This window comes from Paenibacillus sp. GCM10023250, assembly GCF_042653205.1.
Lineage (GTDB): Bacteria > Bacillota > Bacilli > Paenibacillales > Paenibacillaceae > Paenibacillus_Z.
Genome location: NZ_JBHSHY010000014.1, coordinates 26474 through 46467, shown reverse-complemented (window position 1 = coordinate 46467; position 19994 = coordinate 26474). Strand labels below are relative to the sequence as shown.

Sequence of the window (19994 nt, the reverse complement as noted above, 5' to 3'; positions counted from 1 at the left end):
TCTCACCTCCTATGTGCCAATCTCACGGTTGGAACTATAGGAGCATATGCGGGTCCTCGGCGGCATATGAGGCAGAGGCAGCCGATTCGTGCCGTTCAGTACGGAGCTGCAGGACGGCATGCGGCTCGGAAAGCTCGAGCCGGCAAAGGCGCCGCCACTCGTCGTCGGGCATGTTGCCTTTGACGATGACGAACCGGTACAGGATTTCGTCCACGACGTTCGCCTGCAGCTCCTTGAGCAGCTCGAGCTCATCCGGCTCGTACAGCGGCGGAGAGAAGGCCGCATCGTAGAACAGCTCCATCCGGAGCAGGCGGAAGTCGTAGGGGAGCGGAGGAACGTAGCCGTAGGGCTCGATCGGGGGACAGAGCGGCCCGTCCTCGGGCTGCCTGAAGCGCGGGGTCAAATAACGGGGCGTACGTTCATCGAAGCGGTGTTTCAAATACGGATTGGAGCCGTGACGGAAATGATGCGCGTACGGGCAGAGCAAGGTCAGCACGGTCCCGTGCCGGCCGATCCGGTACAGCTCCGCGAACGCGGCTGTCAAGTCGTCCACGTACGGCAGCATGCGGCAGACCGCGATATCGTCGACGGAATCGTCCGGAAACGGCAGCGGGTCGTTCAAGTCGCCGACCCAGTTGACGCCGGGCATCGCGACCCGGTCGATGCCATAGTAACCGGGGCGCTTGCGCGCGCCGCAGCCAATGTCCAGTTTCATCGCCCATGCCTCCTCCCGGCAGCCGATCGCCGGTTGCTGCTTTAGTGTATGGGAAGGCGTATCGACGGGTCTCTACGCTTGCCCATCCGCGCAAAAAACGCGGAGGCCCTGAGCCCCCGCGCGGTCGAGATCCGCGATGAATTATTATAGAAGCGTTCCGATTAGATAACGCGGCGGGCCGTGACGAAGCGGCGGTCCCACGTGCTGCTCTTGAACGTCGAGACGGTTACGCCGATGCCGACCCGGTAGGTATGCAGCAGCTTGCCGTTGCCGATGTACAGGCTGACGTGGTTGATGACGCCGTCGCCGTTGGTGTCGGAGAAGACGAGATCGCCGGGCTTCAGCGCGCTCTTGGAAACTTTCACGCCGACCTTCGCTTGCTGCTGGGACGAGCGCGGCAGACTGATGCCGTTCTTCTTGAAGATGTACTGCGTGAAGGACGAGCAGTCGAAGGCGCTCGTAATGCCGGATTTCGCGCCGAATTTGTACGGCCTGCCCAAATATTTCATGCCCGTGGCTTCGATTTTGGCGGCCAGCGACGTTTTGGACGCGGACGACGATGTCGCGGCGTGCGTCGTGTGGGGCGTAAGCGTCAGCGCGCCCGTGAGCGCGATGGAGAGGCCCAAGGTCAGCGTTAACGCGCGTTTGGCGAAGCGGGATGGCAAGGTAATCATAGGTAGACTTCCTCCTGGCGGTAAGTTTGTGGTTGTCTTGGCAGTCATGTCCTATACCGACTATACCACGCCCAAACTTTCCACCACTTACCAATGTAAACGGAAGTCCTTGCCTGCGTTGGATTAAAGCCGTTTTCTTAGAAATAAATGAGAAAGTCTTCATAAAACCGGGGTTGACAATTAGAAAAAAACCAACCAGGTTCTGCCTGGTTGGTGATAGCGGTTCCTTTTCTTCTATTATTAGGCTCCATTACCGCTTGATCAGACGGAAATCGTCGTAGTGGAAGCCCGGCGCCACGATGCAGGAGACGAGCACGGGCTCGTCGCCGAGCGGCTTCGCCATCTGCCAGGCCTTAGCCGGAACGAGGGCTTGCGGGCGTTGGCCGTTCGCGATATCGGGTCCGACGACGATCTCCTGCTCGACCGCGGGCTGCTCGCCCGTTCCGCCGAGCGTCAGTAGCAGCGGGCTGCCGGCATGCCAGAGCCACAGCTCGTCCGACAGCACGGTGTGCCATTCGGACATTTCGTCCGGGTGCAGGACGAAATAAATGGAGGACGCCGCGGCGCGATCGCTGGAATACGGTTCGCCGAGCACCTCCCGGGGAATCGTGAAGCCGGCTTTCCACAATTCTTTATACCAGCCGCCCTCCGGATGAGGGGTCAAATCCAGCGCCTTGACCCAGGGGGACAATGGTTTGGTTGTAACGCCGTTGCTCATGTTTCTCGTGCTCCTTCGCCTTCGTAGTTCTCTCTCCATGGAATGAGGATTCGCCTAACGCGACTCTACCAATGTACCGGATTCGGGCGGGCGTGTAAACGAAAGAAACCATGGCGGGAGCTAGTCCCGTCCATGGTTCCGTCGAAGCGCCTTGCTTCTTATTGAATGACTCCGCACGCGATCCGGTCGCCGGAGTTGCCCGACGGGTCGGTGACGTAGTCGTCCGCTTTGTCGTGAATGACGAGCGCGGTGCCCCCGTCCTTCAGGAGCGAATTCGGCTGGCCCTTCGCGAGCGTCACGACCTTGGTCTCGAATTCGGCCTTCGCGTTGCCGGCGGCGTCGACCTTCAGGTTCGGGAGGTCGCCGTTGTGGAAGCCCTTCGGGTTATTGAAGCCGTGCATTCTCGCGGCCGGATTGAAGTGCGCGCCCGCCGTCGTGAAGCCCGGCACCTCGCATTTGCCCGTCTCGTGGAAATGAAGGCCGTGCTCGCCCGGCTTCAGCTTGCTCGCCTCGACGCGCACGAGCACCTGATCGTCCTTCTGCATGAGCGTGGCGGAGCCGATGGACTCGCCCTTCGTGTTAATGAGCTTCACCGTCACCGCCCCGGATTGCGGCTGGTGATGGTCGCTCGCCAGTGCCCGGAGCGGGCTGACGGCTACGAGCCCGGCGAGCAGCGCGACGGCTGCCGTTCCTTTCAACAATCGTGCGTGTTTCATGTCGGTAATCCTCCTCCTGTGTGCGGCTTCGTGCAGCCGGGTTTTCTTGCTTAGCTTTGCCTACATTCCGATTCGCCAAACCTTGCGATTTTTGGATTCGCCCAGCCGCACGGGCGCAGGTTGGCGCGATTTTGGATGTGTGGCCTCCCCGGATGGGCCCTTCGTCCAAATGGCGTTTTGTCCTGTTTTGCAGTAAACTGGCTGTAGAGGAGTGGATGTCTGCACATGAAGCAGGTAACGTTTACGATCGAAGAAGCGAACGCGCTGCTGCCTGAGCTCCAGGAAGACCTGATCAAGCTGCAGCTGCTGACGCAGCAATTCGAAATGAAGTTCGAGCTGCTTCATCAATTAACGAAGCAGCGCAGGGAAGGCACGCTGCCCGAAGATCCCGAATCGGCGGATCCGTTCTTCGAGCTAGAGACCCAGCTGGAGTTCATGCGGATGGAAGTGGAGCTCGCGATCGGCAACTTCGAGCGCAAGGGCGTGCTGCTCAAAAGGATCAATCCCGGGCTGATCGATTTCCCTTCGGTGCTCAATGGTGAGGAAATTCTAATCTGCTGGAAACAAGGCGAGGACCGCGCGGCCTACTACCACGGCTACGAGGACGGCTTCAAAGGCCGAAAACGCTATCCCGACGCGGGTTTGGCGAATTGAAGTATAACCCGATAAAACATTGGAAATTTCTCATTTTTGAAGCCTGAGCAATCAGGCTTCTTTTTATTTCGTCAGAAGAGGCATGTCCGTCGACAAAAGATCATACGTTTCTTACAGACGCTTTGACACGCTTCTCGTTAGACAGCCTTTACAATCAGACTCATATCGGAAAGGCCCCTAAAAATCCAAGGAAGAGGTGCAAGTCATGACCCGGAGTATCCAATGGAATGCAGTGGCTTATTTGATGGTCGCGGCGCTTCTCGCCTCGCTGTTCTTCTCGTATAACCTGTTCGCGAACGCAGGAAACAACCGCTCCGCCGAAATGGCGTACAGCTTCCCGCAATGGCATGGCACAACGCACGCTTCGGCCGCGGCGGCTTCCGGAGTCGCGGCGCCGGTGGCGCCGGATCAGCCCAAATCGCGCTTTCAGCCGGCAACGGTCATCGCTCACGCCCCGAACATCGTACATATACAGACGGCTGCCGCTCCCAAGAAACCGGCTGCACAGACGGCCGCCTCCGCCATTCATACATATCGCGTCACCTCCTACTATCTGAACATTCGCGCGCTGCCTAGCGCCGATGCCGATATTCTCCGCACCGTGAAGCAAGACACGCGCCTCGACGTCGTCGGCGCGACAGCCGCCGACTGGCTCGCCCTGAAGGGCGGAGGCTACGTCAACAGCCGCTATGCCGCCCCGATCAACCCCGCGACAGCCGCCCCGACCGCAGCCGAAGCGCAGACCTCCACCGAAGCGCAGACCGCCGTAATATCCGCTCCCGCGGAGGCGGCGAAGGCCGCGCCGGCCCAGACGCTTGCCAAGCGCAAGTCTGAGGTCGCCGTCCAATCGGCTGCGCCGCTATCCGTATCCTCCGATCCCGTAAAGCCGTCCTCCAAGGTCATGTCCGATTCCGGGCTGACGCGGGCGCATATCGCCGTGCTGCTCAAAGGCACGAAGCTGGCGAACCAAGGCCTCGAGGACGTCATTCTCCACGTGGAGCAGGATTACGGGATTAATGCGTTCTTCACGATCGCGGTCATGAAGCTCGAGAGCGGCAATGGCAAGAGCAGGCTGGCCAGGACGAAGAACAATCTGTTCGGCTTGAACGCCATCACCGGCAACGCCCACGCCAAGGCGTTCAGCTTCGCGACCAAAGGGGACAGCGTCAAGAAGTTCGGCCAGTTAATCAACGATAATTACGTGGAGCGGGGGTACACGACGATCGAGAAGGTCGCGCGGAAGTACTGTCCGGCCAACGGGAAATGGGCGGGGCATGTCCGTACGATCATGCGGAGCGACTTCGGCAAGCTGACTTGAGCCGAGGAAAGGCGAATGAACGGTTGACAGCGGCTCGCATGTCATGTAAGATTTCGATGTTGAGCACGCAGCAGCACGGATCATTCGTATAGCCTCGCAGCAGGGCGAGGGTTTCTACAGGAAGCCGTAACTTCCTAACTACGAATATGGATTCATCCCCGGGATGATTTCATATTTGCGGTTAGGAAGTTTTTTTGTGCGTACGGCTTTCTAATCCGCCGCCGGCTGCCCGGCTCGGAAAGGAGACATCATAATGAAATTCGATATGAAATACGCCATAGCGGTCTTCCTCGGCGCCGTCAGCTACGGCGTCTTGTCCACCATCGTCGTCAAGGCTTACGGGCACGGCTACGAGCTCGGCGAGGTCGTGGGCTCGCAGCTGCTCGTCGGCTTCGTGCTGTCGTGGCTGCTGGCCGCGGCCACGAAATGGAACGTCCTCCGCAAGCGCCGAAGCGCAGGCGGCGCGGGCGCAGGCGGCCGCTCGGCCGCGGCGGCGCCAAAGCGTCCGGCTCTGACGTGGAAGCAGCGGCTGCTGCTGATGGCGGCGGGCATGCCGACGGCGCTGACGGGCTTGCTGTATTACCATTCGCTGCGCTATATTCCGAATTCGCTCGCGATCATCCTGCTGTTCCAATTCACGTGGATGGGCGTGCTCGTCGACGCGGTCCGGAGGCGCAAGCGGCCAAGCAATTTGATGCTGGCCACGCTCGCCGTTCTCTTCGGCGGCACGCTGCTGGCGGCGGGCATTCTGGATCAAGGGTTGGCGAATTTCAACGCGCTCGGCGTCGTGCTTGGTCTCGCGGCGGCCGTCAGCTATACCCTGTTCGTCCTGTTCAGCGGCAAGGCCGTACCGGCCGCGGAGCCGGCATACCGCAGCGCCTGGATGATTACGGGCGGCTTGATCCTCGTCTTCGCGCTGTTTCCGCCGGCGTTCCTGTTTAACGGCCTGATCTTGGGGCAGCTGCTGCTGTTCGGTTTCCTGCTCGGCTTATTCGGCGCCTTCATTCCGCCCGTGCTGTTCGCGGCCGGCGTGCCGCATGTCGGCGAAGGGATGGCCGCGGTGCTCGGCGCATCGGAGCTTCCGGTCGCCGTCATGCTGTCCGCCGTCGTCCTGCACGAATCGGTGAGCGTCCTGCAGTGGGCGGGCGTCGCGCTGGTACTCCTCGGCGTTGCGATGCCGGAGGTCATCCGCCGGCTGCCGCATCCCCGGGCGAAGGGCGCGGTGCATCGGGCGTAACGCAATGCAGCCGTTGTCATCCGGTCTCCAGCCGGGTATAGTGGAGACAGCTTGGACGGATAGGAGGAAGCGGGCATGACGAATTACGCCGCGCTTATTCGCGGCATTAACGTCGGCGGCAAGAACAAGCTGGCCATGGCGGACTTGAAGCGCGAACTGGAAGCGATCGGCCTCGCGAAGGTGCAGACGTATATTCAGAGCGGCAACGTCGTCTGTCAATCGCCGAAGGACCACGGCACGGTTCGAGACGAGATCGAACAGGCCATTACGCGGATCTCGGGCATTCGCGCCAACGTGATGATCCGCACGCAGCAGGAGCTGGACGCCATCGTCGAGGACTGTCCCTATGCGGAAGAGGCCGCGGCGGAGGGCAAGAGCATCCACCTGTCGGTGTTGAACGAACCGCTGACCGGCCGGCAGCTGGAGAAGCTAAGCGCGGGCATCTCGGAGCTGGACCGGTTCCGGGCTGACGGCACGGTCATCTACTGCCACTACGGCCAAAGCATCTTGGATTCCAAGCTGGCGGCCAATATCGCCAAGCTCGGCGACGCCGTGACGACCCGCAACTGGAATACGGTCGCGAAGCTGCAGGCGATGCTGCGCGCGATGGAGTGACGGCGCCGGACTGGCTGCCGTTTCGGATCGGATGACGAACCGAAGACGCAGCAAAGGAAGAAGCCTCCCGGGTTCGGGAGGCTTCTTTTGTCGCGCAAGCGCGATACGGGCGGCGCGGATGCCGCGCCGAACCATTTATGCTTCTTCCTCGTTATGCGCGGAACGGCCCGCGGATGCGCCGGACTGGAACGCTTCGGCCGCTTCTTCGGCCGAGAATTCGGTATCGTCCTGGCCCGGAACCGGCAGCTTGTTCAGCTCGGAGGACTGTACGTCGGCTTTAGTTATTTCGTTTTTCGCGTGTTTCATCTAGGTACACCTCCTTGTGGCATGCGCTTGGATGGCATGGGCATCCAAATGTAGAATGCCCCCGGGGGACGGCATCGTATTCGCGATGCTGAATAACTTCGGGTGCGCCGGCAGCCGGTAATCTGGAAACGGCTTCCATTGGCATCTTCGTTCATGAAAGCGTTATAATAGAGATCAGACTATGTTTGACGAAAGCGGGGTTGAACATTCATGAGAATCGTCATTACCGGCGCCAGCCGAGGATTGGGCTACGAGCTGGCGGTCATTGCCGCGCAGCGCGGCCATCAGGTCGTCGCGGGCGTCCGCGACATCACGGCGGCCGAAGCGCGTTACGGCGCATTGGAGGAAGAGCTGCGGGCGCGGATCGAGCTGTTCGAGCTCGACGTCACGAACGACGCGTCCATCGAGCGGCTCGCCGCCGATTTGAAGGAACGGGAAGCGCCGATCGACGCGCTCGTGAACAACGCCGCGATATTGCTCAGCCGCGAGGCCGGCATCGAATCGCTGGCGTTCGCGGACGTGACGGCCTCGTTCGAGACGAACCTGTTCGGCCCGATCAAGCTGATCCAGGCGCTGCTGCCGTTGCTGCGCAAGGCGAGCCTGCCTTCCATCATGAACATCTCGTCCGAGGCGGGGGCGTTCGCCAATGCGTACGCCGGCGATATTCCGTACGGCTTGACGAAGGCCGCGCTCACGTTCCTGTCCGAGAAGCTGCGCAAGGAGCTGGAGCCGCAGGGCTTCCAGGTGCTGGCGATTCATCCGGGCTGGATGAAGACGGACATGGGCGGCGAGCGGGCGCCGGGCGACCCCGTCGAAGCTGCCCGGCAGCTGGTCGGCATTCTGGAACGCGTGCGCCCGCTCCGGGTAAAGAAGCACGGGTTCGTCGATCCGGCGGGGCGCGAGCTGCCGATTTGAGCTTAGGATTATAAAAGCGTTCCGGCCCCCGGGTCCGGAACGCTTTTTTTCATCCTGCCGTCAGCCCATGTCCGCTGTTAGACTTATCCTGCTCGTATGACTATGGCGGTCAGCGAAAGCCGCCCGTTCCACGTAGCCGGGCAAATAAAAAAGAGGCGTTCCGCCTCTTGCCGCCGCTTAGGCTTCCGGTTCGCCCAGCGCCGTGTCGATCTCGCGGAACGCCTGGTTGTAGCACCGCCTGCAGACCGGCTTGTAATCATCGTTGCCGCCGATCTGGATCTGCTCGCCGGAGTTGCTCGGCTTCCCGTCGCGAAACCGGATGACCATCGTCGCCTTGCGGTCGCAGTACCAGCAGATCGTCTTGATCTCTTCGATCTTGTCCGCCTGGATCAGCAGATTATAGCTGCCCTCGAACAGCTGGTTTTGAAAATCGTTTTTGAGCCCGAACGCCATCACGGGGATGTTCAGCTCGTCCACCACGCGCGTTAGCGCCAGGATATGATGCTTCTTCAGAAACTGGGCTTCGTCGATGAGCACGCAGTAGATTTGCTTCGGGCCCGAGGCGGACAGATGCGACTTGACGTCCGCGTAGAGGTCGGTATCCGCCTCCACCGGAATCGCTTCGCGCTCGAAGCCGACCCGCGAGCCGACCAGCTTCGACGTGCCGCGCGCGCTGAAGGACGGCGAATAGATGAGCACCCGCTTCCCCTGTTCCTCGTAGTTATGGGCGACTTTGATGATTTCGAACGATTTGCCGCTGTTCATCGTCCCGTATTTATAATACAGCTGAGCCATGGCGATCTCTCCTACGCATGATGTCTTTACTGGTGTACCACATTTGAACGACGCTGACAAGGCGCCGCGGACAAAATAAAACAGCCGCCGGATTCCCGGCAGCTGTCGTGAAGACGATTACAATTTGCCTTTCAAATCCATCAAATATTTGACGACGACACCGAATGCGCCGATGTAGAACGCTGTTTCCATAATCCAGCCGGTGCTATCGAAGACGGTCATGTTGGAAAGCATGAACAGCGGAAGTACAAGCATGACGAGATCGGACAGGTACTTCGTGATGAGGTCGCTCGAGAACGCGCCGCCCTTCAGGGATTGGTAGAGGCCGAGCAGGAAGTTCAGGCCCATGGCGCCCATAACGACCCACATCGAGTAGAGCATCCAGTCGGTGAGTGCGAATGTCATTTGAAATCACCTCCCCGTGGAAAGAGTAATGTCATGGTTCATCCTATGTCGGAAGGAGGCAGGTCGTACCGGGGCCGTTGCTGATTTTGCCTGCGGCAGGAGATTCGCCCGCGGGCGGCGAAATAGTAACGAACGGCGAAGGCCGGGTACCGAGCACGACGAATGAATCATTCCCATTAAGGACGAACGGCCGAGCGGCTGTTCGCGTAAGGAGCATGCATATGGATGACAACATGACGCTGAAGCAGGCGTTCGAGCGGTCGGCGTATCCTGTCGGGGGACACGGCCGGCGCAACGCGGAGGTGCTGCTGGAGGCGTTTCGCGGCATAGACGGCGAGACGGAGAGCGATATGTACGGATCGGGCGCCGTCATTGAGCGGTTCCAGGTGGAGCTCGCGGACTTCCTGGGCAAGCCAGCCGCCGTGTTCTTCCCGAGCGGGACGATGGCGCAGCAGATCGCGCTGCGGATCTGGAGCGACCGGCGGGGCAGCGCGAAGGTCGCGTATCACCCGCTGTGCCATCTCGAGATCCATGAGCAGAACGGCCTGCGGGAGCTGCACCGGCTGGAGCCGATCCTGCTGGCGGACAAGACCCGCACGGTGCTGCCGCAGGACGTGGTGGCGCTCGGCGACGACGTCGCCTGCCTGCTGCTCGAGCTGCCGCAGCGCGAAATCGGCGGACAGCTGCCGGATTACGCGGAGCTGGAGGCCATGTCGGCGCTATGCCGCGAACGGGGCATCAAGCTGCATCTCGACGGCGCGCGGCTGTTCGAAATCTTGCCGTACTATGGCAAGACCGCCGCGGAGGTGTGCGCGCTGTTCGACAGTGTCTACATCTCGTTCTACAAGGGCATCGGCGGGATCGCGGGCGCGATCCTCGCGGGGCCTGAGGATTTCGCGGCCGAGTCGAAGATCTGGAAACGCCGGCATGGCGGCGATCTGATCAGCCTGTATCCGTACATTATTCCGGCCGCGCATTATTTTCGGGAGCGGATGCCCAAGATGGAGCAGTACTACCGGGACGCCGTCGAACTGGCCGGGCTGTACAACGGCTGCCGCGGCGCGGCGACGAGGCCGGAAACGCCGGTATCGAACATGTTCCATGTCCATCTGGACGCGCCGAAGGAAACCGCGGAGCGGATCTTCGCCGGCATTGCCGAGCGGACCGGCGTGGGCTTGACGGCGTACGTCAACGCCGGCGCGGAAGGCGGCAGCAATTACGAGGTCAGCCTGGGCGACCGGTATGCCGGCGTGCCGAAGGAGAAACTGCGCGAGGCGTTCCGGCAGCTCGACGAGGCGCTCGCCTCGGCGGCGAAGGAAGAGGCGGGGCCGTAACGGCCAAGGCGTGTCATTGAACATCCGCCGTAGAACGAGCGAGTACGGATAGAAGGGAAGTCCCGCGGCGAGAGCTGCGGGACTTTTTTTGTCTTCGGCCGGCTTCCAGGCCTCTCTAGTCTTCGGGTCCGGAGGCCGCTTCGCCCTAACGCATAAAGCCCGCCGCCGATTGACAAAATGAAGGAACGGAACAAGAAAAAGGAGGGAGCCGCCGGCCGGCTGGCAATGGTCTTCTTCGGCGTCTACGCGACGATCTACGCTTACCTGATCCTGGATCGGATGGCCCTGCTCGTGCAAAGCTGGATCATGCAGCAGACGCCGACATACGTTCTGATTCTGCTCTTCTTCGTTCCCGCGTACATGATCGTCAAGGGCGGGGTTCGCGTCATGGGGCGGTATGCGGAGATTATCGTGTACTCGTCGCTCTGGATGCTGCTGCTCCTGGGCGTGCTGATGCGGGAAGGGAACTGGCTGCATCTGCTTCCGGTGCTGAAGGAAGGCTGGCTGCCCGTGCTGCATACGGTTCCGACGACGATACTTGCGTTCCTCGGATTCGAGATCGTCTATTTCGTCTATCCGAACCTGGAGAAGAAGCAATATGCGCCGCTCGGCGTACTCATCGCGAATACCTATACGCTGCTCATTTATTTGATCGTGACGCTCGTATGCTTCCTGGTCTACAGTCCCGACGAGATCACCCAGTTCAACCAACCCGTCATCTCGATCTTCAAAACGCTCGAAACCCGGTACGTCGAACGGTTCGACATCATCATGCTGACTTGGTACCTGCTGATTATCTCGAAGACATGGATTCCTTCGCTGTACATGGCCATGTATTGTATGAAAACGCTGTTCGTCTTCGGCAAGCCGCAGACGTACGTCGCGCTTCTCCTCGCAGGCATGTTTCTGGCGACCTGGATCTCGGACCCGGACTGGAGAGCAAGTACCAGCATGCTCGAATGGCTCGGTTCCATCGGGTTCGCGACCGCTTACCTGCTGCCCGTTTGTCTCTGGTGCATCCTTTCCGTACTGCAGCGATTCAAGCGGTGGCAGTCATGAGGCGGGTCGTTCTCCTGTTGGCGGCCGTGTCGGCGCTGCTCCTGCTTCCGGCGTGCAAGGACCGCTTGAACCTGGAAGACACCACGCTCGTGCTAATGATGGGCATGGATTTGGATAAGGACAACCGGTTGGTCATCTACTCGTCCAGCCCGGTGTTCAGTAAGGAGGCGAAGCAAAGTAACGAGGTGACGCAGGTGAACGCGCTGACGCTCCGGGATTCGAGGGGGCTGCTGGACAGCCGCGTGTCGGCGCTGATCAGCACGGGCAAGCTGCAAAACATCCTCGTCGGCAAGAAATTGCTGCAGCAGCCCGACTGGGTCCACCTGCTCGATGTCGTCTATCGCGATTCCAAGACGCGGAACAACGCAAGGCTCGTCGCCGTCGACGGCTCGGTCGGGGACATCATGTATTTCGCGCCGCCGGACAAGCGCCGATTGTCCCTGCATATCGCGAAGCTGCTCGATACGACGAATAAACGAAATCTCGTCGAGGCGACGACATTATGGGAGCTGCACCGTCTGCTGTACGAGCGGGGAAGAACGCCCGATATGGGCATCATCCGAAAAACCGAGCGCGAGGTCGTGGTTGACAAAACGGCGCTGCTGAACCACGGCGGCCTCTATGTCGGGTCGATCGATACGTTCGAGACAACGATGCTGCAAATCGTGCAAGACGACAAAAAGTCCAGCCTGTCGGTCACCCTCGTGCTGCCGGAAAAACAGAAGCCGGGCACCGCGATCAACACTGGCGCCGTCAGCTTCTACGTGCTCGACGTCGACCGTAAAGTACGGACGTCCTTCGCAGGCGGCAAGTTTCGCTTCGACATCGAGCTCGAGCTCCCCATCCGGCTGACGGAGCGGCTGTTCGCGTTCGACGTCGGGGACAACGCCGCGGGGCTGCAAGATCAGATCGACGAGCAGCTGAAGAACAAGATGGATGCCTTGGTTGCCAAGCTGCAGCGGTACCAGCTGGATCCGATCGGCCTCGGCTTATTCGCGAGAGCTTACCGATACCGCGAGTGGAAAAAGGTGCAGGACCGCTGGGGAGAAGCGTTCGGACAAGCGGAGGTCAGCCTGCGGGTCCGTACCCGGATCGTCGACATGGGCGAGGTTCGTTAACTGCGTCGCGCCCCGTAATGATCGCCCCGCCGGCCGCATAGGCTAGACGGACGTAATTAAGCGGGAGAGGTGGCGGTCAGGTATGGACGGGAAAGACGCTGTGTTGTTCGAGCATCGGTTCTGGCTGCAAATCTTGGGAGATCATAGCCGGTTCATCCGGAACGCGCTCGCGCCCATGGATACGAAGGATATTGAGCTCGCCAAGCAATTCATTCAGGCATTCGACAACCTGCTGGCCCGCGCGCGGCACGCGCAGACGGACGCGGAGGCCGCGGCCGTGACGGCGGAGGCGTGCCCGCTGACGGAAGAGCTGCGGAATTTCAAGCTGCATCTGCTCGAACGGATGCTGCTCGGGCAGATCGCGTTCGGGCTGACGCCGTCGTTCATCAACCATATGGTCAACGAGCTGGAGGAGTATTCGCGGATTCTCGGCGAGCTGGAGGAAGGCCGCCCAGTCCCGCTGTTTCCCGCGCTGCATCACGATCTGCTGTGGCTGACCGACGCGGCCTTCCACGCCGCGACGATCGTGGGGGATCTCGATCCCGTCGAGAAGCGGCTGCAGCGGCGCGGACGCAAGTTCGAGAAGCATTTCAACGAGCTGTACCTGAAGAGCATCGAGCTCGCGGGCTATATGCGCACGCAGCTGCACGATTTTCCGGCATTCCGGCGGTTCCACAAGGACGTGGATCTCGAGATGAACCTCTTCCGCGGATTCCTCTCGGAAATGGAATCGTGGGAGCTGACCGACGAGGTGCTCGACAGCCTGACGCCGCTCGTGCCCGATCACATGCTGCGCGAGGAATGCTATTATTTGCGCAAATTAGCGGCGCTCGGACTGGTGCCGAGCCCGAACTGCGATCCGGACCGGCCGAGGGCCGGATCTTGACGCGATCGCTTACGCTTGCGAGGGACGGCCGGTATCGGTCGTCTTTTTTTACGGAAAGTCCGCCATGCGGCAGCGAAATTTCATTGAGTTGGGAGAGGCGGAACGCTATAATAGTACGGAGTATAAAGTCTAACAGAAAAGGTGTCATCGATGAGCATATTAAACGTAGAACGGCTCAGCCACGGCTTCGGGGACCGGGCGATTTTCAACGACGTGTCCTTCCGGCTCCTGAAGGGCGAGCATATCGGACTGGTCGGCGCGAACGGCGAAGGCAAGTCCACCTTTATGAACATTATCACTGGCAAGCTTCAGCCGGACGACGGCAAAGTGGAATGGTCGAAGCGCATGCGCGTCGGGTACTTGGATCAGCATGCGGCGCTTCAGCGCGGATTGACGATTCGCGACGTGCTGAAAGGCGCGTTCCAATATTTGTTCGACCTGGAACAGGAAATGAACGACATGTACGGCCGGATGGGCGAGGTCTCTCCGGAAGAGCTGGAGCGGCTGCTCGAGGACGTCGGCACGATCCAGGACACGCTGACGAACCAGGACTTCTACATGATCGACGCCAAGATCGAAGAGACGGCGCGCGGCCTGGGCCTGACCGACATCGGCCTTGACAAGGACGTCACCGACCTGAGCGGCGGTCAGCGCACGAAGGTGCTGCTGGCGAAGCTGCTGCTCGAGAAGCCGGACATCCTGCTGCTCGACGAGCCGACCAACTATCTCGACGAACAGCATATTACGTGGCTGAAACGCTACTTGCAGGAATACGAGAACGCGTTTATTTTGATTTCCCACGACATCCCGTTCCTGAATTCCGTCATCAACCTGATCTACCATATGGAAAACCAGGAGCTGACCCGCTACGTCGGCGATTACGACCATTTCCAGCAGGTCTACGAGATGAAGAAGCAGCAGCTGGAGTCGGCGTTCAAGCGCCAGCAGCAGGAGATCGCCGATCTGAAGGACTTCGTCGCGCGGAACAAAGCGAGCGTTGCAACCCGCAACATGGCGATGTCGCGCCAGAAGAAGCTCGACAAGATGGACGTCATCGAGCTGGCGAAGGAGAAGCCGAAGCCGCAGTTCGGGTTCAAGGAAGGCCGGACGTCCGGCAAGCTGATCTTCGAGACGAACCAGCTCGTCATCGGCTACGATTCCCCGCTGTCCCGGCCGCTCGACCTGCGCATGGAGCGCGGGCAGAAGATCGCCCTCGTCGGCGCAAACGGCATCGGGAAGACGACGCTGCTGCGCAGCATTCTGGGCGAGATTCCCGCGATCTCGGGAACCGTGCAGCGCGGCGAGCATTTGCAGATCGGCTACTTCGAGCAGGAAGTGAAGGATGCCAACTACAACACCTGCATCGAAGAAGTGTGGAAGGAATTCCCGTCCTTCACGCAGTTCGAGGTGCGCGCGGCGCTGGCGCGGTGCGGTCTCACGACGAAGCACATCGAGAGCAAGATCGCGGTGCTGAGCGGCGGCGAGAAGGCGAAGGTCCGGCTCTGCAAGCTGATCAACCGCGAGTCCAACGTGCTCGTCTTCGACGAGCCGACGAACCACTTGGACGTCGACGCGAAGGAAGAGCTGAAGCGGGCGCTGCAGGCGTACAAGGGCAGCATTCTGCTCATCTCCCACGAGCCGGAATTCTACCGCGACGTCGTGACGGAGACGTGGAACTGCGAGTCGTGGACGACGAAGGTATTCTGATCGAACGTACGTTGTTAAATCCGCTTTGCGCGAACGGGCGTCGGCCCGTTCCGCGAAGCGGTTTTTTTGTCGCGGAAATGAGGCGGGGCGGGGGCATGGCGGGCGCGCCGGACCCGCTCCGCCGCGGCCGCGGCCAGGCTAGCGCTTGACGGGCTTCGTCCCGGCGCGCTACATTGGACTATGCATCCAGTATGAGTGGGGAAGGGCGTGTCGATATGAAACTGAACTACGGCAGACCCGCGCGCGTATGGACGGAAGCGCTGCCGGTCGGGAACGGCCGGCTCGGCGCCATGGTCTACGGCGGCGTGGAGAGCGAAGAGATTCAACTGAACGAGGATACGCTATGGTCGGGCCATCCGTCCGACGGCAGCAACCCGCGCGCGAAGGAAGTACTGCCGCAGGTGCGCCGGCTGATCCTGGAGAAGCGGTTCGTCGAGGCGGACTTGCTCTGCAAGGAGATGATGGGCCCGTACACGCAGGCGTACATGCCGCTCGGCCATCTGCGGCTGACATTCGAGCACGGCAGCGTTCACTCCGGCTATGCGCGTTCGCTGGATTTGACGGAAGCGGTTACAACCGTGACGTATAAGATTGGCGGCGTCGTCTACATGCGGGAGCTGTTCGCTTCGCATCCGGACGGCGTCATCGCGCTGCGCCTGCAGGCGAGCCAGGCCGGGAAGCTCAGCTTCCACGCCCGCCTGGACAGCCCGCTGCGCTACAAGACGTTCGCGGCCGACGGGCGGTACGTCATGCACGGCGTCGCGCCGGAGTATGCGGCTCCGAGCTATTACCCGGTGGACGAGCCGCTCGTGTACGGCGACCCGTACACGTCGGAGGCGATCTCGTTCGAGGGCGGACTGACGGTCAAGGTCGAGGACGGCGACGGCTTCTCCTGGGTCGACGGCGACGGCCTGCACGTCATCGGCGCCACGGCGGCCGTGTTGTATTGGAGCGCGGCGACGAGCTTCAACGGCTTCGACCGGATGCCGCGCAGCGAAGGCCGGGAGCCGGGACCGATCGCGGCGGCCGCGCTGGAAGCGGCGGCGGCGCTGCCGTACGAGACGCTCCGCGCCCGCCACGTCGAGGATTACCGCGCGCTGTACGACCGCGTCGAGCTGGAGCTCGGCCCTTCGGCGGCGCCGGATACGATGGACACGGACGCGCGGGTCGCGGCTTACGGGGCGAAGGACCCAGGCCTGGCGGAGCTGATCTTCCACTACGGGCGCTACCTGACGATCGCGAGCTCGCGTCCCGGCACGCGGCCGACGAATTTGCAGGGCATCTGGAACAAGGAAACGCGGGCGCCGTGGAGCAGCAATTATACGATCAACATCAATACGCAGATGAATTACTGGCCGGTCGAGAGCTGCAATCTGGCGGAATGCCACGAGCCGCTGCTCGGCTTCATCGGGGAGCTGGCGGAGCGAGGGAAGCGGACCGCGTCCGTCAACTACGGCACGCGCGGCTGGACGGCGCATCACAATACCGACCTGTGGGCGCATACCGATCCGGTCGGCGATTTCGGCAACGGCGACGCAATATGGGTCAACTGGCCGATGGGCGGCATCTGGCTGTGCCAGCATCTGTGGGAGCACTACGCGTTTGGCCGGGACAAGACGTTCCTGCGGGAGCAGGCGTATCCCGTCATGAAGGAAGCCGCGCTCTTCTGCCTCGACTGGCTGGTCGACGACGGCCAGGGCCGGCTGATCACGATGCCGTCGACGTCGCCGGAGCATAAGTTCCGCACCGCGGACGGGCTGGCCGGCGTGACGAGCGCGTCGTCCATGGACCTCGAGCTGATCTGGGACTTGTTCACGAACCTGATCGAGGCGTCGGAGACGCTCGGCGAGGACGAGGCGTTCGCGGCGGAGCTCGCCGCCGCGCGCGAACGGCTGCTGCCGCTCGCCGTCGGCCGGCACGGGCAGCTGCAGGAATGGGCGAGCGGCGACTACGAGGACGAGGACGTGCACCATCGCCACGTCTCGCATCTGTTCGGCGTCTACCCGGGCCGCCAGCTGACGGCGGACGCGACGCCCGAGCTGTTCGCGGCGGCGAAGACGTCGCTCGAGCGCCGCGGCGACGAAGGCACCGGCTGGAGCCTCGGCTGGAAAGTGTCGCTCTGGGCGCGCTTCGGCGACGGCGACCGCGCGCTCGGCCTGCTCGACAACCTGCTGAAGATCGTGCGCGAGGACGAGCCGGACAACTACCATAAAGGCGGCGTCTACCCGAATCTGTTCGACGCGCATCCGCCGTTCCAGATCGACGGCAATTTCGCGGCCAGCGCCGGCATCGCCGAGATGCTGCTGCAATCGCATCTGAATGAGGTTCGGCTGCTCCCCGCGCTGCCGTCGGCCTGGCCGGAAGGCCGGGCATCGGGTCTTCGCGCCCGCGGCGGCTTCGAGGTCAGCCTGCGCTGGTCGGACGGCAAGCTGACTGAGGCCGAGCTGCTCTCGCACGCCGGCGAAGCGTGCGTGCTGGCGGCGGACGGCCCGGTCGCGGTGGCGGCCGTGACGCCGGGCGGCGCCGCGGCGCCGGTTGAGGTCGAGCGGCTCGAAGGCGGCCGCATCCGGTTCCGGACGGAAGCCGGCGGCCGGTACAAGATCGCGCGGGCGTAGGCGCGCGGTCGCACGGGCGCTGGCCCGCGACGCTTGGCCGCAGGCCGGCGGATGCGCCGCGCGGGTTGTTGAAGGAGGGGACCGCCCCGTTAGCCGTTGGCTGATGGGGCGGTTTTTTGTTGCCGCGAGGCTTGGATGGGGCAGGGGGTGACGGGAACGCCTACATGGTGCGCAGCCTCGGCGGATTTGTCGCTGCGCCGCGTTCGTTCCCGCTTACTCCGCCTCAGGCTCTTGTCGGCCTCCGGGCAGTTCTTCCGGCTTAAACCACAGGTCGCGAAAGCGCACCCATCCCAGCGAATCCAGCGAGATGCCGCGGACCGACGGATGGAAGGCGGTTTTCAGATGTTTGCGGTAGAGGAACAACAAGCGCCGCGACTCACGCAGCTCCGCTTCGATGGACCGGAGCGCCGCGTTGCGCCGTTCTCCGTCCCGAAAGGTCATCAGCTCGCCGATACGGCGCTCCAAGTCCTGTCCGGTTCCCGGCAGCAGATGGTGCAGCATGCTCTTGAACAGCTCGATGAGCCGCAGCTCGCGGTGCTCGTCGAGCATCACGGCGAAGAGCAGCAGGTCCGCCCTTAAACGCGACTCCCCTTTGAACAGCTCGGCGGGAATCAGCTCGAGGGTCACCCGGATGCCTGCCGTCAAGAGTTCGTCCCGTACGAGCTCGGCGTCGTTACGATACTGCGGAATCGTGGCGAGCACGATCGGGGCGCCGGCGCCATCCGCGGCCGCGAGCGGAGAAGGAGGCATCGTTACGAAAGCCGCCGTATTGACAGGGGCGCTACCTATGCCAACCCGGCCGCCTGCGCCGCCGTCCGCGGCCGTCTCGGGCCAGAAGCTGTCCGCGGCTTCGATGACGTCGCCGGACAGCCGTTCGATCAGCCGCGTCCGGTCGAGCGCCGCGTCGAGCGCCGCCCGGGCGGCGGGATCGCGCAGCGGACCGTCGCGCAGCTCGTTGACGGTCAGAAATTTACACGTCATGCCGGATTGCCTGACCTGCTGGAGCCGCTCGGCGGCCGGTCCCGTCAGCCTCACGTTGTGCATGACCTGAAAGGCGGGCGCTTCGGTGCCATCCGCGTCAGCTCCGTCATTTCCGGCCGACTCGTCCTTCACGCCATTCCTTCGCGCGCCATCCTCGTCCGGGCTATCCGCGCCCGCGCCGTCTCCGGCAGAAGCAAGCCGCTCGGGCTCGCTCCACACCTCCACGATATCCAGGAAGCCCCGGCCTTGAAAATACGGCGCGAACGCCTCCAGCGTGAAGATGCCGTGACTGCTTCCGGCGAGCCGGAAAGGTCCGGTCCCGACGGGGTACAGCCCGAACAACGCGCCGCTCTCCAGCTCGGGAAGGGCCGGCACGATCGATGCGCGGTTCGTCGTCAGAAAGGGCAGGAACAGTTCGTTCGGCGACCGCAGGCGGAAGGCGACGGTCCGGTCGTCCGGCGTTTCGATTGCTTCGATATCCCGGTACACCCAGCTGAACAGCCCTTTCGGCGCCAGCCGCAGAAGCCGCTCGAAGGTGAACTTCACATCCGCGGCGGTCAGCTCCCGGCCGTTATGGAACAGGACGCCCTTGCGCAGGTAGAACGTCCACGAGCGCCGAGCCTCGTCCGTCTCCCAGGCATGGGCCAGATGCGGCAGCGGCTCCGTCCCGCCGGGGCTCATGCGGACAAGCCCGTCGAACAGCTGGTTGACGAGATGCGATTCGCCGGCAAAATGCATCGCCGCGGGATCCAGCGAATCGATGCGCTGGGGCAGCGGGAAACGCAGCAGATCGAGCCGGCGCTCGCCCCGCACCTCGGACCGGAAGCCGAACCGGCCCGACAGCCAATCCTGGAACCGGACGCGCAGCCCGCCGGCGGCATCGTCCTCTTCGCCGAGGTAGGCGGCGGCGCGGGCCAGGTCCTGCCGTTCCGCGATTTCCCGCGCTTCCGCGAGGATCAGCTCATCTTTGGCGGCCAGAAACCGCAGGACGGAGCGGTTGCCGCGCCCGCGCTTCGGCTCCCAGCCGAGCCAGCCTTCGCGCTGCATGCGCCGCAGCAGCAGCACCATGTTGCGGTGCGTGCAGTCGAGCGCCTCCGCCAGCTCCCGCGTCGTCACCTCGAGCGGCTCCCGCTCGCGGACCTGCGGATACAGCTTGCGCAGCGACAAGTAGTGCCGCCTGATTTTCATCCCGTCCGCCTCCGTCTCCGTCAAAATAGGAAAAGCCG

The 19994-nt window shown here is 62.2% G+C and carries 19 protein-coding genes and 1 riboswitch; of the genes, 11 read left to right on the top strand and 8 right to left on the bottom strand.

The genetic code is table 11. The features are described 5' to 3' along the window. Window positions 1-34: 34 nt before the first annotated feature. The 4 genes from ACFPB1_RS13420 to ACFPB1_RS13405 form a co-directional block, all read right to left on the bottom strand. Complete coding sequence (locus tag ACFPB1_RS13420) at window positions 35-715, bottom strand: methyltransferase domain-containing protein (RefSeq protein WP_379226008.1); 681 nt, start codon at window positions 713-715, stop codon at window positions 35-37. Window positions 716-876: 161 nt separating this feature from the next. Continuing rightward, a complete protein-coding gene (locus ACFPB1_RS13415; RefSeq protein WP_379226006.1) occupies window positions 877-1389 on the bottom strand; it encodes a C40 family peptidase in 513 nt (170 codons plus the stop codon). Window positions 1390-1639: 250 nt separating this feature from the next. Next, on the bottom strand, window positions 1640-2107 hold the full coding sequence (locus ACFPB1_RS13410) for a cupin domain-containing protein (RefSeq protein ID WP_379226003.1): 468 nt from the start codon (window positions 2105-2107) through the stop codon (window positions 1640-1642). A gap of 158 nt (window positions 2108-2265) precedes the next feature. Continuing rightward, on the bottom strand, window positions 2266-2823 hold the full coding sequence (locus tag ACFPB1_RS13405) for a superoxide dismutase family protein (RefSeq protein WP_379226001.1): 558 nt from the start codon (window positions 2821-2823) through the stop codon (window positions 2266-2268). A 225-nt stretch (window positions 2824-3048) separates the two neighbouring features. Here ACFPB1_RS13405 and ACFPB1_RS13400 point away from each other — a divergent pair, with 225 nt between their 5' ends. The 4 genes from ACFPB1_RS13400 (at window position 3049) to ACFPB1_RS13385 (ending at window position 6647) form a co-directional block, all read left to right on the top strand. After that, window positions 3049-3477, top strand: coding sequence for a DUF2203 domain-containing protein (locus tag ACFPB1_RS13400; RefSeq protein ID WP_379225999.1), 429 nt, complete (start codon window positions 3049-3051; stop codon window positions 3475-3477). Between the two features lie 205 nt (window positions 3478-3682). Then, a complete protein-coding gene (locus tag ACFPB1_RS13395) occupies window positions 3683-4795 on the top strand; it encodes a glucosaminidase domain-containing protein (RefSeq protein ID WP_379225997.1) in 1113 nt (370 codons plus the stop codon). Window positions 4796-4859: 64 nt separating this feature from the next. Beyond that, window positions 4860-4956: riboswitch (purine riboswitch) on the top strand. Window positions 4957-5060: 104 nt separating this feature from the next. Further along, window positions 5061-6032, top strand: coding sequence for an EamA family transporter (locus tag ACFPB1_RS13390; protein ID WP_379226165.1), 972 nt, complete (start codon window positions 5061-5063; stop codon window positions 6030-6032). Window positions 6033-6107: 75 nt separating this feature from the next. After that, window positions 6108-6647, top strand: a complete 540-nt coding sequence (locus tag ACFPB1_RS13385) for a DUF1697 domain-containing protein (RefSeq protein ID WP_379225995.1) — start codon at window positions 6108-6110, stop codon at window positions 6645-6647. A gap of 135 nt (window positions 6648-6782) precedes the next feature. Here the strand turns inward: ACFPB1_RS13385 and ACFPB1_RS13380 are convergent, their stop codons facing one another. Further along, window positions 6783-6953, bottom strand: a complete 171-nt coding sequence (locus tag ACFPB1_RS13380) for a hypothetical protein (RefSeq protein ID WP_379225993.1) — start codon at window positions 6951-6953, stop codon at window positions 6783-6785. Between the two features lie 210 nt (window positions 6954-7163). Between ACFPB1_RS13380 and ACFPB1_RS13375 the strand changes: the two genes are divergently transcribed. Then, window positions 7164-7868 carry an SDR family NAD(P)-dependent oxidoreductase gene (locus ACFPB1_RS13375; RefSeq protein ID WP_379225991.1) on the top strand — a complete coding sequence of 235 codons (705 nt, stop codon included), beginning with the start codon at window positions 7164-7166 and terminating at the stop codon, window positions 7866-7868. A 177-nt stretch (window positions 7869-8045) separates the two neighbouring features. Here the strand turns inward: ACFPB1_RS13375 and ACFPB1_RS13370 are convergent, their stop codons facing one another. Then, complete coding sequence (locus ACFPB1_RS13370) at window positions 8046-8663, bottom strand: thymidine kinase (protein WP_379225989.1); 618 nt, start codon at window positions 8661-8663, stop codon at window positions 8046-8048. Between the two features lie 117 nt (window positions 8664-8780). Continuing rightward, window positions 8781-9068 (bottom strand): hypothetical protein, encoded by a 288-nt coding sequence (locus ACFPB1_RS13365; RefSeq protein WP_379225987.1) that lies wholly within the window; start codon window positions 9066-9068, stop codon window positions 8781-8783. Window positions 9069-9289: 221 nt separating this feature from the next. Between ACFPB1_RS13365 and ACFPB1_RS13360 the strand changes: the two genes are divergently transcribed. From ACFPB1_RS13360 to ACFPB1_RS13335, 6 genes are all read left to right on the top strand, one after another. Further along, the gene (locus ACFPB1_RS13360; RefSeq protein ID WP_379225985.1) at window positions 9290-10402 is read left to right on the top strand and encodes a threonine aldolase family protein; all 1113 of its coding nucleotides are present in this window, start codon (window positions 9290-9292) and stop codon (window positions 10400-10402) included. Window positions 10403-10579: 177 nt separating this feature from the next. Continuing rightward, entirely contained in the window at window positions 10580-11461 is an 882-nt protein-coding gene (locus ACFPB1_RS13355; protein WP_379225983.1) for a GerAB/ArcD/ProY family transporter, read from the top strand. Next, window positions 11458-12579, top strand: a complete 1122-nt coding sequence (locus tag ACFPB1_RS13350) for a Ger(x)C family spore germination protein (RefSeq protein ID WP_379225981.1) — start codon at window positions 11458-11460, stop codon at window positions 12577-12579. Before ACFPB1_RS13355 ends, ACFPB1_RS13350 begins: the two co-directional genes overlap by 4 nt. Window positions 12580-12661: 82 nt before the next feature. Continuing rightward, window positions 12662-13465 carry a DUF2935 domain-containing protein gene (locus ACFPB1_RS13345; RefSeq protein WP_379225979.1) on the top strand — a complete coding sequence of 268 codons (804 nt, stop codon included), beginning with the start codon at window positions 12662-12664 and terminating at the stop codon, window positions 13463-13465. A 150-nt stretch (window positions 13466-13615) separates the two neighbouring features. Next, window positions 13616-15172, top strand: coding sequence for an ABC-F family ATP-binding cassette domain-containing protein (locus ACFPB1_RS13340; protein ID WP_379225977.1), 1557 nt, complete (start codon window positions 13616-13618; stop codon window positions 15170-15172). A 215-nt stretch (window positions 15173-15387) separates the two neighbouring features. Beyond that, entirely contained in the window at window positions 15388-17787 is a 2400-nt protein-coding gene (locus ACFPB1_RS13335; RefSeq protein WP_379225975.1) for a glycosyl hydrolase family 95 catalytic domain-containing protein, read from the top strand. A gap of 213 nt (window positions 17788-18000) precedes the next feature. Here the strand turns inward: ACFPB1_RS13335 and ACFPB1_RS13330 are convergent, their stop codons facing one another. Next, complete coding sequence (locus ACFPB1_RS13330) at window positions 18001-19956, bottom strand: ABC transporter substrate-binding protein (protein ID WP_379225973.1); 1956 nt, start codon at window positions 19954-19956, stop codon at window positions 18001-18003. Window positions 19957-19994 lie beyond the last annotated feature (38 nt).